General features: G+C 69.1%; 16 protein-coding genes. 5 read left to right on the top strand and 11 right to left on the bottom strand.

The window, feature by feature from the left end; genetic code table 11:
* Positions 1-136 precede the first annotated feature (136 nt).
* Both ACGF7Y_RS04550 and pyrR read right to left on the bottom strand, forming a co-directional pair.
* A complete protein-coding gene (locus ACGF7Y_RS04550; RefSeq protein WP_393229104.1) occupies positions 137-1,096 on the bottom strand; it encodes an aspartate carbamoyltransferase catalytic subunit in 960 nt (319 codons plus the stop codon).
* 40 nt (positions 1,097-1,136) lie between these two features.
* A complete protein-coding gene (gene pyrR / locus ACGF7Y_RS04545) occupies positions 1,137-1,769 on the bottom strand; it encodes a bifunctional pyr operon transcriptional regulator/uracil phosphoribosyltransferase PyrR (RefSeq protein ID WP_393229101.1) in 633 nt (210 codons plus the stop codon).
* A gap of 350 nt (positions 1,770-2,119) precedes the next feature.
* On the opposite strand from pyrR, the gene ACGF7Y_RS04540 reads away from it, so the two are divergent.
* Positions 2,120-2,746 carry an alpha-ketoglutarate-dependent dioxygenase AlkB gene (locus tag ACGF7Y_RS04540; protein ID WP_393229098.1) on the top strand — a complete coding sequence of 209 codons (627 nt, stop codon included), beginning with the start codon at positions 2,120-2,122 and terminating at the stop codon, positions 2,744-2,746.
* A 59-nt stretch (positions 2,747-2,805) separates the two neighbouring features.
* On the top strand, positions 2,806-3,519 hold the full coding sequence (locus tag ACGF7Y_RS04535; RefSeq protein ID WP_393229095.1) for an HD domain-containing protein: 714 nt from the start codon (positions 2,806-2,808) through the stop codon (positions 3,517-3,519).
* 187 nt (positions 3,520-3,706) lie between these two features.
* Here ACGF7Y_RS04535 and ACGF7Y_RS04530 read toward each other — a convergent pair whose 3' ends face one another.
* On the bottom strand, positions 3,707-4,282 hold the full coding sequence (locus ACGF7Y_RS04530; protein ID WP_393229093.1) for a TetR/AcrR family transcriptional regulator: 576 nt from the start codon (positions 4,280-4,282) through the stop codon (positions 3,707-3,709).
* A gap of 84 nt (positions 4,283-4,366) precedes the next feature.
* Between ACGF7Y_RS04530 and ACGF7Y_RS04525 the strand changes: the two genes are divergently transcribed.
* Together ACGF7Y_RS04525 and ACGF7Y_RS04520 are read left to right on the top strand one after the other, a co-directional pair.
* Positions 4,367-5,350 (top strand): zinc-binding alcohol dehydrogenase family protein, encoded by a 984-nt coding sequence (locus ACGF7Y_RS04525; protein WP_393229091.1) that lies wholly within the window; start codon positions 4,367-4,369, stop codon positions 5,348-5,350.
* A gap of 42 nt (positions 5,351-5,392) precedes the next feature.
* Positions 5,393-6,559, top strand: a complete 1,167-nt coding sequence (locus tag ACGF7Y_RS04520; protein WP_393229090.1) for a serpin family protein — start codon at positions 5,393-5,395, stop codon at positions 6,557-6,559.
* A gap of 16 nt (positions 6,560-6,575) precedes the next feature.
* On the opposite strand, the gene ACGF7Y_RS04515 is transcribed toward ACGF7Y_RS04520, so the two are convergent.
* From ACGF7Y_RS04515 to ACGF7Y_RS04500, 4 genes are all read right to left on the bottom strand, one after another.
* Positions 6,576-7,802: an FAD-dependent oxidoreductase gene (locus ACGF7Y_RS04515; RefSeq protein WP_393229087.1), complete on the bottom strand. Its 1,227-nt coding sequence runs from the start codon at positions 7,800-7,802 to the stop codon at positions 6,576-6,578.
* A 116-nt stretch (positions 7,803-7,918) separates the two neighbouring features.
* Complete coding sequence (locus tag ACGF7Y_RS04510) at positions 7,919-8,452, bottom strand: DUF4334 domain-containing protein (RefSeq protein ID WP_393229084.1); 534 nt, start codon at positions 8,450-8,452, stop codon at positions 7,919-7,921.
* A 101-nt stretch (positions 8,453-8,553) separates the two neighbouring features.
* Positions 8,554-9,060, bottom strand: coding sequence for a DMT family transporter (locus tag ACGF7Y_RS04505; protein ID WP_357032344.1), 507 nt, complete (start codon positions 9,058-9,060; stop codon positions 8,554-8,556).
* 63 nt (positions 9,061-9,123) lie between these two features.
* Positions 9,124-9,612 carry a DMT family transporter gene (locus tag ACGF7Y_RS04500; protein WP_357032347.1) on the bottom strand — a complete coding sequence of 163 codons (489 nt, stop codon included), beginning with the start codon at positions 9,610-9,612 and terminating at the stop codon, positions 9,124-9,126.
* Between the two features lie 214 nt (positions 9,613-9,826).
* Here ACGF7Y_RS04500 and ACGF7Y_RS04495 point away from each other — a divergent pair, with 214 nt between their 5' ends.
* On the top strand, positions 9,827-11,089 hold the full coding sequence (locus ACGF7Y_RS04495) for an SLC13 family permease (protein WP_393229081.1): 1,263 nt from the start codon (positions 9,827-9,829) through the stop codon (positions 11,087-11,089).
* 265 nt (positions 11,090-11,354) lie between these two features.
* Here the strand turns inward: ACGF7Y_RS04495 and ACGF7Y_RS04490 are convergent, their stop codons facing one another.
* Genes ACGF7Y_RS04490 through ACGF7Y_RS04475 form a run of 4 tightly spaced genes read right to left on the bottom strand, consistent with a single transcriptional unit; the run spans position 11,355 to position 13,898 of the window.
* On the bottom strand, positions 11,355-11,618 hold the full coding sequence (locus tag ACGF7Y_RS04490) for a YciI family protein (protein ID WP_040867575.1): 264 nt from the start codon (positions 11,616-11,618) through the stop codon (positions 11,355-11,357).
* Positions 11,615-12,124, bottom strand: a complete 510-nt coding sequence (nusB, locus tag ACGF7Y_RS04485; RefSeq protein WP_040867601.1) for a transcription antitermination factor NusB — start codon at positions 12,122-12,124, stop codon at positions 11,615-11,617. Before nusB ends, ACGF7Y_RS04490 begins: the two co-directional genes overlap by 4 nt.
* A 34-nt stretch (positions 12,125-12,158) precedes the next feature.
* The gene (gene efp / locus ACGF7Y_RS04480) at positions 12,159-12,722 is read right to left on the bottom strand and encodes an elongation factor P (RefSeq protein WP_040867576.1); all 564 of its coding nucleotides are present in this window, start codon (positions 12,720-12,722) and stop codon (positions 12,159-12,161) included.
* Between the two features lie 48 nt (positions 12,723-12,770).
* On the bottom strand, positions 12,771-13,898 hold the full coding sequence (locus ACGF7Y_RS04475; RefSeq protein ID WP_393229077.1) for a M24 family metallopeptidase: 1,128 nt from the start codon (positions 13,896-13,898) through the stop codon (positions 12,771-12,773).
* Positions 13,899-14,088: the final 190 nt, after the last annotated feature.

The following is a 14,088-nucleotide window of genomic DNA, read 5'->3' as shown; positions in this document are numbered from 1 at the left end:
ATTCCGGCATGAGCGGGGCCCTGCGTGGTCACGCTGCGCTGCCTCCTCCGGGCCTGACCGCTCATGCGGTACCCGATTCCGGCATGAGCGGGGCCCTGCGTGGTCACGCTGCGCTGCCTCCTCCGGGCCTGACCGCTCATGCCACTACCTCCTGTGTCCCGACGAGCAGGCGGAACAAGACCGCCATCCGCAGGTGCACGCCGTTGGTGACCTGTTGCAGCACCGCGGCTTTCGGCGAGTCCGCGACCGAGGACGCGATCTCCATGCCGCGCAGCATCGGTCCGGGGTGCAGCACGACGGCGTGGTCCTCCAGCAGGGCAAGTCTGCGTTCGGACAACCCGTAGGTGATCGAGTACTCGCGCGCCGACGGGAAGAACCCGCCGTTCATCCGCTCGGCCTGCACGCGCAGCATCAGCACCGCGTCGGCGCCGATCAGCTCGGCGTCCAAATGGTGCGAGACGCGGGCGGGCCAGGTCTCGACGCCGACCGGAAGCAGCGTGCGCGGGGCGACCAGCACGACCTCCGCGCCGAGCGTGGCCAGCAGGAAGACGTTGGACCGCGCGACCCGGCTGTGCAGGATGTCGCCGACGATGACGACCCGCTTGCCCTCGATGTCGCCCAGCCGCTGTCGCAGCGTCAACGCGTCCAGCAGGGCCTGGGTCGGGTGCTCGTGTGTTCCGTCACCCGCGTTGACGACCGCCGGGCCGGAGGCGCGTCCTGCCGAGACGGCCCAGTCGTCCATCCAGCGGGCGATCTGGTGCGCGGCGCCGGACGCCGGGTGTCGCACGATCAACGCGTCGGCGCCCGCGGCGTGCAAGGTCAGCGCGGTGTCGCGCAGCGATTCACCCTTGGCGACCGAGGAACTGCTCGCGCTGACGTTGATCACGTCCGCGCTCATCCACTTGCCCGCCACCTCGAACGAGACCCGGGTCCGGGTGGAGTTCTCGAAGAAGACCGTCATCACGGTGCGCCCACGCAGCGTGGGCAGTTTGTGCACCTCGCGTCCGAGCAGGGCCTGTTCGAACCGCTCGGCCTCGTCGAGCAGTTCGGTCGCGGCGGTGCGATCCAGCGCGGCGACCGACAGCAGATGCCTCACGCGGATGCCTCCTGCCGCGAGCCGGCGTGTGGCAGTTCCATCACGCCTCCTCTTGGTGCAGGTAGACGCCGTCGCGGCCGTCGTGTTCGGACAGCAGGACCGAGATGTCCTCGGACCGGCTGGTCGGTACGTTCTTGCCCACGTAATCGGCGCGGATCGGCAGTTCCCGGTGACCGCGGTCGATCAGCACCGCCAGCTGCACCGCGCGCGGGCGGCCCAGGTCGCGCAGGCCGTCGAGCGCGGAGCGGACGGTGCGACCGGAGAACAGGACGTCGTCGACCAGAACCACCAGCGCGTCCTCGATGCCGCCTTCCGGAACGGAGGTGCGTTCCAGCGGCCGGTGCGGACGGCTGCGCAGATCGTCGCGGTAGAGGGTGATGTCGAGCGAGCCAAGAGCCGGGCGGACGCCGGAGAATTCCTCGATCTTCTCGGCGAGCCGCGCCGCCAGGGTGGTTCCCCGGGTGGGGATGCCGATCAGCACCAGCCGCGGCGCGTCCGGCTCACCCGCGTCCAGCGCGGTCTTCTCGATGATCTGATGCGCGATGCGCGCGACGGTCCGCCCGACATCCGAAGCCGACAACAGCTCTCGCCCCGCCGCCACCCACTCCGGGGTATGTCGCTGCGATGTCTCGGCAGCGCCGGACTTGGCGACCCGCTCTTCGGGCACGGCCATGCCGACCTCCTTCCCCGCCTCACCGGACGGTCCGTTAAAGGATGTCTTACGGCAAGCAGCGTATCAGCGCCGTCAGCCCCGCTTTCACCAGGCATATCACGCTGTGAGCGGGGCCACTGACCGCCGCAGGGGACGCGGTCGCGCGCTACGGCGGACCGCGAGAATCAGTCCGAGATCCCGGCCGCCCAGAGCCGCAGGGCGATCGAGCGGCGCCACCGGATCGTCCCAGGCCCGGAGAGTGTTCCGCCATCCACACCCGGCGAGCCGGGGCCAGATCCGCACCACGATATCCGGCAATCATGGCCGAAAACCGCTAGCACATATGTTCGATCAGCGGTACGCTCGGCCGCATGTCCACACCGCTGCAGGGATCGCTGCTCGACGGATTCGGCGACACCGAATTCGCGCCGCTGCGCGATACGCGCCGTACCGTGCTCGACCACGGGGCGTGGGTGGATCTGCTGCCAGGATGGCTCTCGGGCGCGGACGCGCTGTTCGACCGGCTCGTCGACCGCGTGCCGTGGAGAGCCGAGCGCAGGCCGATGTACGACCGCGTGGTCGACGTGCCCCGGCTGCTGCGGTTCTATTCCGAGCACGAACCGCTGCCGGACCCGGCATTGGCCGACGCCCGCACGGCATTGAGCGAGCACTATCGGCACGAACTCGGCGAGCCGTTCCGCACCGCGGGCCTGTGCTACTACCGGGACGGGCGCGACAGCGTCGCCTGGCACGGCGACGACATCGGCCGCGGGGCCACACACGACACCATGGTCGCGATCGTGTCGATCGGGGCGCCGCGGGCGCTGCTGCTGCGGCCGCGCGGCGGCGGCGCGAGCATCAAATACGCTGTCGGCCACGGCGATCTACTGGTGATGGGAGGCTCGTGCCAGCGCACCTGGGAGCACGCGGTGCCGAAGACACGCAAACCCACCGGTCCGCGGATCAGCATTCAGTACCGCCCACGCGGCGTCCGTTGAGCGGGCCCCGGGCGCTCCGTCGCCCGTCACGTGTCGCCATGTCCGGTTAGCCTGGCAACATGAGCAATCCAGGGGCGGAGGTCTTGGCCGTGATGCCGCTGCACACGATCAGCGAGGTCTACGGCGAAGCCGGGCTGCGGGAACGACTACTACTGGAAATCGCCGAACTTCCGGACACGCAGCGCCTGGCCGCGGCGCTCGATCTCGCGGCCGACCTGCACCGTGACGACCGGTACGGCCGCGAGCCGTACCTCAGTCACCTACTGCGCGTGACGATTCGGATCATCAGCCACTACGAGGTCCGGGATCCCGATGTGGTCGCGGCGGGGTTGTTGCACGACTCGGTCGAGGACCACGCCGCCGAACTGGCCGCCGACCGCCCCGGACCGGCCGTCGACGCCGCGCTGGACGCACTCACCGATCGCTTCGGTGCGCGAGTGGCCGATCTCGTCGCCGCGGTGACCAATCCCGAACCGGATCCGGCGCGCGACCGGCAGGCGCAGTACCGCGAACACGTCGCGGCCAACCTGGACCGGGACCCGTGGGCCCGCGTCATCAAACTCTCCGATTTCACCGACAACGGCGTCGGCATCCTCTACGCCACCGGTCCCGCGATGACGAAGCTCGCCGCCAAATACCGCCCGCTCACCGACGTCTATCGCGACCTGGTCACCCGCCCGGACACACCGCTGGCCGACCACGTCCGGCAGCACATCCTCGACCAACTCGACCGCGCGGACGAACGCTTCGAGGCCATCCTGTCGCGGGACTGATCGCCGCGCGGACCCCGGACGAAGACAGTGCGGCACAACGGGATCCAACACCGGGTATCCCGAGAACAGCCTTTGCGACCAGAACCCGTACCGATCCGGCGCGGACGAACTCTTGTCGTCGCGCCGACGCGGTGCACGGCCGCCGCCCCGGGCGCACGGGGCGATCAACGCGCGGGGGGTTGAGCGGTCAGGGCGTGCGCAGCACCGACTCGATCAACTCCCGCACCGCCGCCAGCAACCGATCGGTCTCACCGGCTCGGACCATGGCAGGCACCAACTCGGCGCTCAACGCGCCGAGCAGCAGCCGCCCGACCACTTCCGCGTCCAGGTCCGGACGCGCTTCGCGCAGCAACGTGGTGATGTGGTTGTCCCAGAACGCGTGGAACTCGGCGGTCCGCGGATGCGGCGGCTCGGTGCGATAGGCGACCATCAGCTCGGAATTGTCGACCACCAACCGCGCCATCGCGTCGAAGTAGGCGATCAAGCGGGCATCGGCGGGCGCACCGGGACCCAGCGGCGGTGGGCCGTCGGTGATCGCGTCCATGAGCGTGAGCGCGCTCTCGGCGACCATCTCGTGCAAGAGCCCGGCACGGTTGCCGAAGCGATGGAAGATGGTGCCCTTGCCCACTCCGGCGGCCGCCGCGACACGCTCCATGGTGATCGCCTCGGCGCCGTGCTCCGCGAGCAGCGCGCTGGTGGCCTCCAGGATCGCCCGTCGATTCCGCGCCGCGTCCGCCCGTTCTCTGGGCCGTCCGTCGCCCATCGCACCCACCTTCTAGACAAGTTGACCGATGGTCCATATGATCGAGTAATCAATTGGACCGCCAGTCAACTTATGGAGTTCGTGATGCAGGCAATCGTAATGACGGCAGTAGGAGACCCCGACGTGCTGGTGGCCGAGGAGGTCCCCGCGCCGCGACCGGCCGAGGACGAGGTGGTGATCCGAGCCGAGGCGATACCGGTGCTGTTCCCGGAGACAAAGCTGCGCTCCGGCGAGTTCCCGCTCGCCGCGCCACTGCCGCTGATCTTCGGTTTCCAGGCCGCGGGCATCGTCACGGAGGTCGGCGCCCAGGTCGATTCCGCGCTGCTCGGACAGCGAGTCGTAGTGGCGACCAGAGGTTTCGGTGCCTACGCCGAATTCGTGGCCGCGCCCGCTGATTCCGTGGCGCCCATTCCGGACGGCCTGTCCTTCGTCGACGCCGCCGCGGTGCTGATGAACGGATCGGTGGCGATTCCACTGCTGGAGACCGCCGCGCTGACGGGCGGCGAAACCGTCCTGATCGAGGCGGCCGCCACGGGCGTCGGCAGCGCCCTGACCCAACTGGCCGGAGAATTCGGGGCGGCTCGTGTCATCGGCACCGCGGGCAGTCCCGAGAAAGCGGCCCGGGCGCGCGAGCTGGGCGCCGACGAAGTGATCGACCACAACGATCCCGCGTGGACCACCCGGCTGCGTGAAACGCTCGGTGGCGCAACGGTGGACGTGGTGTTCGATTCGATCGGCGGTGCGAGCGCTTCCGGCCTCCTCGATCTCATGACTCCGCTGCGCGGACGGATGCTGGGCTACGGCTGGCTGTCCGGCGCACCCGCGCACGTGACGGCGACCGACCTGATCATGCGCGGGTTGACCTTCACCGGCTGCGCGGGGCCGGACTGGCTGAACCGAGTCGCGCAGGCGCGCGGAGCCGTGCTGGCCCGCGCGGCGGCGGGTGGGCTCGATCCGCTGGTCGAGACGGTCCTGCCGCTCGGCCGGGCGAGTCACGCGCATCGGCTGCTGGAGAACCGGGCTCCGCTGGGCAAAATCGTGCTGCGCCCTGAAGCCGCCACGTCCTGAGAGCGGCGCGAAGCCCGCGCCGCCGTGGCTAGGGTGGGTTCCGTGCGGACTTCTCTGGAATCCCATGTCGGCGCCGCCAACGCCCTCACGGCACGCTGGTGCGCGGCGGCGGGCGAGCGAGACTTCGTGGTGTCCGGCGCGGGCGTCTGGCCGCTGCTGGCCTTGCTGGCCTCCGCGGCGGACGGTCCGGCACGGGGCGAGCTGTCGACGGCGATCGGCGTACCCGCGGCGAACGCCCGGGAAGAAGCGCTCCGGTTGCTGCACGACCTCCAGCGCGCGGACGCGGTGTCGGCGGCACTGGGCGTGTGGGTGCGCCATGATCTTCCGCTGCACGAAGCCTGGTCGCAGGCGCTGCCCGAGGGAGTTCTCGCCCGGCTGGCCGGCCAGTCCGAGTTAGACAGCTGGGCGGCCCGGCATACCGACGGGCTCATCGAGCGGTTCCCCCTCTCGGTCGATCCCGGCACGCTGCTGGTGCTCGCGACCGCGCTGGTCGCGAAGACCCGGTGGCAGGTGCCCTTCGAGGTCGCGACGCTGACCCCGAAAGACGGTCCGTGGCAGGGGCATCGCGGCCCCGGGTTGTCCCGCGCGAGCACAGACCTGACGAACGCCGCGATCCTGGACGCGCCGGAGCCGGTCACGCGCGTCGTCGTCGAAGGTGTGGCCGACCTCGACGTCCATCTGCTGCTCGGCACGGGCCGATCCGGGGCCGTGCTCGGAACCGGCCTGGCGGCGCTGGCCGGCGCCGTGCCGGTCCGCTCCGACCTGCCGGTCGGCACCGAGGGGCCGGGCCTCGCCGTGCGCACCGAACAGGTGCTGACCGGCACCGGTCAACTGCGAATCCGGCTGCCGCCCTTCGAGGTCCGATCCACCCATGACCTGCTCACCGGGTCCGGCTTGTTCGGCCTGACCGCCGCGACCGACCGCACCCAGGGCCATTTCCCGGCGATCTCGCCTTTCCCACTCTGCGTCGGTGCAGGAGCGCAGGAGGTCCTCGCCCGGTTCAGCCATGAAGGCTTCGAGGCCGCCGCCGTGACGTCCTTCGCGTTACGCGCGGCAGCGGCGGCGCTACGGCACCACTACGCACCCGTCGTCTCGGTGAACTTCGACCGTCCCTTCGGCTTCCTCGCCGTACACCGCCCGACCGGTCTCGTGACCGTCGCGGGCTGGATCGCGACCCCGCCCGCCTCATCCCCCGACGTTCCGGCCTGAGCACCCGCCCGGACCGCTACCGCCGGGCGAAGTGCGGAGCGTGCTCCGGCAAGACGCCGCGAGCGAGCAAGTACGGTGGCACGCTGCGTATCACGGGGACGCGGCGCAGGATCCGGACCGGCAGCGGTGCGCGGGAAGCGCTCGCGATGTCGATTCGCCCGTCGAGGGCCGGAACGATCGCGATGGCGTGCAGGAGCCGCTGCATGCCCTGCGTCACGACGGTCGGAAATCTGCGCCGTCGCTGCACCTTCGCCAGATCCCTGATCCGCAGCGCGCCCGAGAGCAGCGGCGGGGCGAGGATTCTTGCCGCGGCGACGGCGTCCTGAACAGCCAGGTTGATGCCGACGCCACCGGCGGGTGACATGGCGTGGGCGGCATCGCCGAGGCAGAGCAGGCCGTGGGTGTACCACTGGGTCAGCCGGTCGAGTTTCACTTCCAGCAGCTTGACCTCGTCCCAGCCGGACAAGGCGTCGACCCGGTCGTGGAGCCAGGGCGCGGCCTCGGCCAGGCCGCGCATGATGTCCTCGACCGGTCCGCGGCGGGCGGATTCGTCAGCGCCCTTGGCGATCAACGTCGCGCACTGCCAGTAGTCGCCGCGGTCGAGCAGAACCGCCACCCGCCGGGCGCTGACGATCGGCAGCGCGCCGGCGGGGTCGATCTCGGTGCGCGGCAGGCGGAACCACCAGACGTCCATCGGCGTCGACCAGGTGTGTGCCGACAGTCCCGCCGCCGACCGCAACAGGGAGCCGCGGCCGTCGCAGGCGACGGTGAGATCGGCTTCGATCGAGCCGGTGGCGCCGTCGGCGGTGCGGTAGACGACGCCACCGACCCGTCCGTCGATCCAGACCAGGTCGGTGGCCTCGGTATTCATCCGCAGGCGGAAGGTGGGCTCGGCCGCCGCGGCACGCGCGAGCAGATCCAGCAGATCCCATTGCGGCACCATGGCGACGTATTTGTGCTTGCCCGGCAGATTTTTCAGCGTCGCCAAGGTCTGCAGGCCGCCCGCGATCGGCAACTGCACCTGATCCACCTTGCGCGCGGGTAGTTTCGCGAATTCGGCGCCGAGACCCAGTTCGTCGATCAGGTCGAGAGTGGTGGGATGCACGGTGTCGCCACGGAAGTCGCGGAGGAAATCCGCGTGCTTTTCCAGCACCGTGACCTCGACACCCGCCCTGGCCAGCAGCAGCCCGAGGAACATTCCGGCCGGTCCCCCGCCGACCACCAGGCATGTCGTGCGTTCCATCGACTGTGCCTCCTCGGTCGCCGCATCCCGCAAGGTCTCGCCTGTCGCGCAAATCCTAGTGCGGTGGGCGCGGCGCCGGATCCGGATCGGCTGGGGCCGACCGGATCCGCGGCCGCCTAGCCGATGTCCCTGTGCAGGACGAAGAAGTACGGTTCGGCCATACCGCGCAAATCCATCACGCCGAGCAGGGTGTGCTCGTCGGCGCGCCGGAAGTGATCGATGATCGGCAGGTGGTCGTAGACCATCGCGGCACTCGTCACGCCGCGGTATTCCACCGCACGCAGACGCGCGGTGGGTTTGCGCGTACGCAGCGCGGGAGCGAGGGCAGGCAGCAGTTTGCGCAGGGCCCGCACCCCGGACAGCGGCACCCGCCCGGCCAGGCCGAGCGGCACGCGGCGCGGATCGATCGGGAAAACTTCGCCGCCCGAGATGAACAGCAGCGGATGCACGTGATCGGGGCCGTCGAACTGCTTGCCGTACCAGCCCGAAGCCACCAGCACACCATCCATCGGATGGCCCGTGTGCAGTTCCTCTCCCCGCCAGCGCCCCGTCGTGATCTCCTCGACCGGCGCCGCGGGGAGGCGGTCGAACAGCGCCCACGCCTCCTGCGTGGTGCGGACGTCCGTCACGGTCAGCTCGTTCGTGGCCATGTCTCCTACTTCCCTCGGCGAGGCAACGTTGCGAGAGATACCCTATCGGTCTCTCAGAACGCGACAGACCAGTAGGCCCCGCGCGTGCCTCGCGCGAGTGGTCAGTAAGTCGCCATGAGATAGATCCCGGCGATGATCATGACACAGGCGACGATGCGCTTGGAGCTCACCGCCCGCCGCGGGAACCCCATCAGCCCGAAGTGATCGATCGCGAGCGCACCGAACATCTGCCCCGCGATGATCAGGGCATTGAAGGTGCCCGCGCCCACATCGGAAGCCACCGAGATCATCGCCAGGATCGCGGCCCCGCCGAGGAGACCTCCGAACGGCGCCCACCGGGGCATGCTTCGGATGTCGAGCCGCGTCGGCCATGGCCGACGGGAGGAAACCAGCAGCGCCACGGTGAGAAAGATCGCGAAGCCGGTGAATGCCACGGCGTAGGAGATCACGCCGCACAGCCAGACATTCTTCAATGCGAGCTTGAGGGAGTTCTGACATCCGGCTTCCACGGAGCGCAGCGCACCTCCCACCAGGATGAATGCGAAGATGAGTGCCATCGTGGCGCGGGGCAGGGCGGCACGGGTCTTTTCGGCGGTCTGAACCGTCATCGAGAATCCTCGGGAGGGCGCGAAGGTTGGATGGTTGGACCGGCAGCGGTGCGTGTTCTCGGGTCAGGTGACGCTGACCCTGGGCTCGCCGGCCGCGGGCTCGTCGGCCATCAGGTAGATCGCGAGCGTGATCAGCCCGCATGCCAGCAGACGGGGCAGACTGGCGGATCGCTCGTCGAATCCCATCAGTCCGAAGTGGTCCATGATCACGGCGACCACCATCTCGCCGACGATCACCAGCGCGCTGAAGGTCGCCACACCGACATATCGGGCGACGGCGATCATTCCCATAACGGCCGCGCCGCCCAGCAAGCCGCCGAACGGCGCCCACCACGGCATGTTCCGCAGGTCGTCGAGCGTCGGCCACGGCGACTTCGACGACAATGCGAGGAAAATCGAAAAGCCGGTAAGTGCTACGGCATAGGAGATCACGGCGCAGAGCCACATGTTCTTCATGTGGTTCATCAACGTGTTCTGACAGCCGGCTTCGGCCGACCGTAGGCTGCCTCCGACCAAGATGAACAGAAAGACCAGTCCGATGGCGATGCTCATGGGCAATACATCCTTGATTCGGCGCGGACGAGAACCGAAGCCGGCTCGGACACACCCCGGCCCCTGAAACGGCCTGATGTTCGAGCCGACATCCGGCCGACCTGTGACTTGGATAACGTACCATCGGATAACGGCTCGTTCAATGGGTAATCCATGGGGAGTCGACTACCTGAGCCGCCCCGACCGATAGTGGCGCGAACGAAGGGCTGCGATCATGGCACTCGTGCCCGACCTGGTCGATTCCTCTTCACGTAACTCACCCTCCGCCCCGGCCACGCCGGCATCGAAGCCGCGGCTGAGCGTCCTGGACCGGGTCCGGCTCGGCTTGCTGGGGGCAGGTCTGCTGTGTGTGCTCACCGGTCTCCTGCCCCGCGCCGAGGCCGTCGCGAACATGCGTCGCGTCGGCCCGTTGCTGCTGTTCCTCGCCAGCGTGATCGTGCTGGCCGAACTGACCAGGCAGGCCAAGGTCTTCGACGTCATCGCCCATCGGCTCGCGATCCTCGGTCGCGGTCACTATCCCGCGCTGTTCGGACTCTGTGTCCTGTTCGCCTCCGCCACGACCATCGTGCTGAATCTCGACACCACGGCAGTGCTGATCGCCCCGGTCATGCTGGCCCTCGCGGCGCCCGCCCGCATTCCGCCGCTTCCGCTGGCCATGACCACGCTCTGGCTGGCCAACACCGCGAGTCTGCTGTTGCCGGTCTCCAATCTCACCAATCTGCTCGCCGCCGATCGCGTGGCACTGACCGCGACCGGCTTCGCGGCGAAGATGTGGGCGCCGCAACTGGTTTCGATCGCGGCGACGATGGTGTGCCTGTGGCTGTGGTACTGGCGGCGGGGACGACGGGACACCGATCGCTATGTGCCGCCCGAGCCGATCCGCCTCGCGAACTTCCGGGAGCGCTCGCTGCTGCTGGCCACCGCGGGCGCCTGTTCGCTGTTCGTCATCGCGATCCCCCTCGTCGGCGACCGGATCGGAATCGCCGCGACGCTCGCGGCGCTCATCGCCGTGGCGGCGTTCGCCGTCTTCGACCGCGCCGCCCTGCGGCTGTCGCTCATCCCGTGGCGGCTGCTCGTCTTCGTAGTCGGCCTGTTCCTGGTAGTGCCCACCCTGAGCCGGTTCGGCCTCGCCGACGCGATGCACGCCTTGATCGGGACCGATCCCGGTGCGTCCGGCGCGTTCCGGGCCGCCGCGGCAGGCGCCGGCCTCTCGAACATCGCGAACAACTTGCCGGCCTACACCGCGGGCGAGGCGGTGATTCCCCGGCAGAACGGCGATCAGCTTCTCGGGCTGTTGATCGGTACCAATATCGGCTCGATCGTCACGCCGTGGGCCTCGCTCGCGACGCTGCTGTGCTTGGAGTTCTGCCGCATGCACGATGTGCGCGTTCCGCTGAAACGCTTCGTCCTGACCGGCCTCGTCCTCGCGGTGACCGCCACCGCCGGCGCGGTCGCGGCGCTGTTGATCACGGGTTAGCCGCCGAGGCAGCGGTCGCCGATCGGCGCCTGCGACGCCCGCTTGACCTCGAGTGCGGTCGAGGTACGAGGATCGGTCGTGCTCCCGCTGGTCATCCGTACACCCACCAGCGGGAGTTCCACGTTCGAAACCGGGCGAGGCGCTGGGCCGCGTCGGAACGACCGCGGTGAGAACGGGCATCGCCTTTGCTTCGGGCGGTGAGCCGAACTGGACCTGCGAGCGCCTATACCGGGACCGAAACGAGGATGCGGGTGCCGCGGCGCCCTCAGTTCGGTGTGGTGATTTCCCACTCGTAGACGGTCAGTTCCGAGGCGCCGGTGGTGTGCACGGGATCGGTGAACGCTATTTCCCGTGCAGCGTCGAGATTCTCGGCGAGAATCACGTACGCGCCACCGGTGCCGTCGGTGAAGCGGCCGCTCTCCTGCAACTGCCCACGGTCGTGCAGCGACCGCAGGAACTGCCGGTGCGGCTCGGTCACGGCGGCGTCGAAGCGCGGAGTGCGCATCACCAGCACGAGGTACTTGTTCACGGCTCGGGCTCCGGGCGCGGCGCCCTTGTCGCGGCCGCCGCGGCGCGCACCTGCGGCGCCACCAGGACGACCTGCCCCAGCACGCCGTTGAGGAAGGACGGGGAATCGTCGGTGGACAGCTCCTTGGCCAGCTCCACCGCCTCGTCCACGGCGACTACCGGCGGGACGTCGCTCGCGTGGAACAGCTCCCAGACCGCGATGCGCAGGATCGCGCGGTCCACGGCGGGGAGACGCGCGAGAGTCCAGTCCTGCAGGTACGACTCGATGGTGCCGTCCACCCGGTCGAGGTCGTCGGCTACGCCGCCGACCAAGGTGCGGGTGTAGGGGTGCACCGGCGCGACCGACTGGTCGCGGGTGGCGAGTTCGGCGCGCTCGTCGAGGAGGTCGGCGGCGTCGACGTCTCTGGCCTCCGCCTCGAACAGCAGGTCGACCGCCCGGCGGCGGGCCTTGTGCCGTGCGCCGAGCTTCTTGTACGCGGACTTCTTGTCCACGGGCTGTTCAGCCACGGTCACATCATCCCGGATTCGCAGGCCCGGGCGCTCAGGCGTTGACCCGGCCGAGGTAGCTGCCGTCGCGCGAGTCGATGCGCAGCTTGTCGCCCGTGTTGATGAACAGCGGGACCTGCACCTCGGCGCCGGTCTCCAGGGTGGCGGGCTTGGTGCCGCCGGTGGAGCGGTCACCTTGCAGGCCGATGTCGGTGTGCTGGACCACGAGCTCGATCGAGACCGGGAGCTCGACGTACAGCGGCGCGCCCTCGTGCATCGCGACCTGGACGTTCATGTTCTCCAGCAGGAAGCGGGCGCCGTCGCCGATGGTGGCCTCGGAGATGGAGATCTGGTCGAAGGTCTCACCGTCCATGAAGACGTAGTCCGAGCCGTCGTGGTAGAGGTAGGTCATGTCGCGGCGGTCGACGGTGGCGGTCTCCACCTTCACACCGGCGTTGAAGGTTTTGTCGACGACCTTGCCGGACACGACGTTCTTCAGCTTGGTCCGCACGAACGCGGGGCCCTTGCCCGGCTTGACGTGCTGGAACTCGATGATCTGCTGGAGCTGACCGTCGATCTTCAGCACAAGGCCGTTCTTGAAGTCGCTGGTGTCCGCCACTGTCTTCGGATCTCCTCGTTCTACCGCTTGGTCTCGGGCAGACCGGCGTCAGGCGACGACGGTCAGGTCTTTGCTGGTGTGGGTGAGCAGCTCAGGGCCCCCTTCGCGCACCACGAGCGTGTCCTCGATCCGGACCCCGCCGCGGCCGGGAAAGTACACACCTGGTTCGACGGTCACCGCCACGCCAGACAGAAGTGTACCGGTTCCGGTTTTCGCGATTCCGGGCGCTTCGTGGATCTGCAGACCGACCCCGTGGCCGAGTCCGTGCACGAACAACTTCCCGTGCCCGGCAGCCTCGATCACCGCCCGCGACGCCGCGTCCACGTCGGCCACCGGAATCCCCGGCCGCAACGCCTCCCGCCCGGCCCGCTGCGCCGCGGCGACCAGCGCGTATACCTCGCGCTGCCAATCGCTCGGCGTCCCGAGCACAAAAGTACGGGTCATGTCGGAGTGGTAGCCGCCGACCACCGCCCCGAAGTCCAGCTTGACGAAATCGCCCGCCGCCAGCACGGCGTCGGTCGGACGATGGTGTGGGACAGCCGAGTTCGGGCCGGTGGCCACGATGGTCTCGAACGACACCGCTTCGGCGCCGTGCTCGAACATGGCCCATTCCAGATCCCGGGCCACCTGGCGCTCGGTGCGACCGGGCCGCATTCCGCCCCGCTCCAGCAGCGCGGCCAGACCGGCGTCGCCCGCCGCGCACGCCGCGCGCAACTGCTCCACTTCGTAGGCGTCCTTCACCATGCGCAACTGCTCCACCAGCCCGGGCGAGGCGACGAACTGCAGGCCGGTGCGCTGTTCGAGGAAACCGCGATGCTGCTCGACGGTGACGACATGGCTTTCGAAGCCCACCCGGCCGACCTGCCACTCCCCCGCCAATTGCACGATCCGCCGGGAGGTGGCCCGCGCGATCTCCGCCCGCAGGTCGGGAACCTGCTCGGCGACCTGGGTCCGGTACCGGCCGTCGGTGCCGATCACCGTGCGTTCCTCGGCGGTGCGCGTGTCCCAGGAGTGCACGAGCAACGCCGCGTTGGAGCCGGTGAACCCCGTCAGATATCTGATGTTCACCAGATCGGTGACCAGCAGGGCGTCCACCCCGTTCTCCACCAGTAGGCTGCGCAGCGCGCCACGCCGCCCCGCGTAGTCCGGCACATGACCCTGGTGATCTGCACACATACCTCAAAACTACCGCCGACCCACCGCACGCCGACAGTCAACACGTGCTCGCCCGCCGTCCGCCGCGTTCGCTGCGTGAGTAGTTTCGCGAAAACCGCTGGCAGGCACTGTTTCTCACGATCGAGAGCGACTGCTGAACAACGGCCTGTTCACATCCGACCATGTTGTGCACATTCCGGGTCGGCCCAGC

Origin of the sequence: Nocardia sp. NPDC047654 (assembly GCF_043205035.1) — a bacterium.
Taxonomy (GTDB): Bacteria; Actinomycetota; Actinomycetes; order Mycobacteriales; family Mycobacteriaceae; genus Nocardia.
Note: the sequence above shows the minus strand (reverse complement) of the source record. Positions and strands in the feature narration are given on the sequence as shown.

Bases quoted from the DNA above. Each gene is read 5' to 3' on its own strand.
- ACGF7Y_RS04525 (WP_393229091.1), top strand. From the start codon at position 4,367: ATGCAGGCAATCGTAATGACGGCAGTAGGAGACCCCGACGTGCTGGTG.
- ACGF7Y_RS04540 (WP_393229098.1), top strand. From the start codon at position 2,120: ATGTCCACACCGCTGCAGGGATCGCTGCTCGACGGATTCGGCGACACC.
- ACGF7Y_RS04510 (WP_393229084.1), bottom strand. From the start codon at position 8,452: ATGGCCACGAACGAGCTGACCGTGACGGACGTCCGCACCACGCAGGAG.
- ACGF7Y_RS04475 (WP_393229077.1), bottom strand. From the start codon at position 13,898: ATGTGTGCAGATCACCAGGGTCATGTGCCGGACTACGCGGGGCGGCGT.
- ACGF7Y_RS04535 (WP_393229095.1), top strand. From the start codon at position 2,806: ATGAGCAATCCAGGGGCGGAGGTCTTGGCCGTGATGCCGCTGCACACG.
- pyrR (WP_393229101.1), bottom strand. From the start codon at position 1,769: ATGGCCGTGCCCGAAGAGCGGGTCGCCAAGTCCGGCGCTGCCGAGACA.
- ACGF7Y_RS04495 (WP_393229081.1), top strand. From the start codon at position 9,827: ATGGCACTCGTGCCCGACCTGGTCGATTCCTCTTCACGTAACTCACCC.
- ACGF7Y_RS04500 (WP_357032347.1), bottom strand. From the start codon at position 9,612: ATGAGCATCGCCATCGGACTGGTCTTTCTGTTCATCTTGGTCGGAGGC.
- ACGF7Y_RS04505 (WP_357032344.1), bottom strand. From the start codon at position 9,060: ATGACGGTTCAGACCGCCGAAAAGACCCGTGCCGCCCTGCCCCGCGCC.
- ACGF7Y_RS04530 (WP_393229093.1), bottom strand. From the start codon at position 4,282: ATGGGCGACGGACGGCCCAGAGAACGGGCGGACGCGGCGCGGAATCGA.
- ACGF7Y_RS04515 (WP_393229087.1), bottom strand. From the start codon at position 7,802: ATGGAACGCACGACATGCCTGGTGGTCGGCGGGGGACCGGCCGGAATG.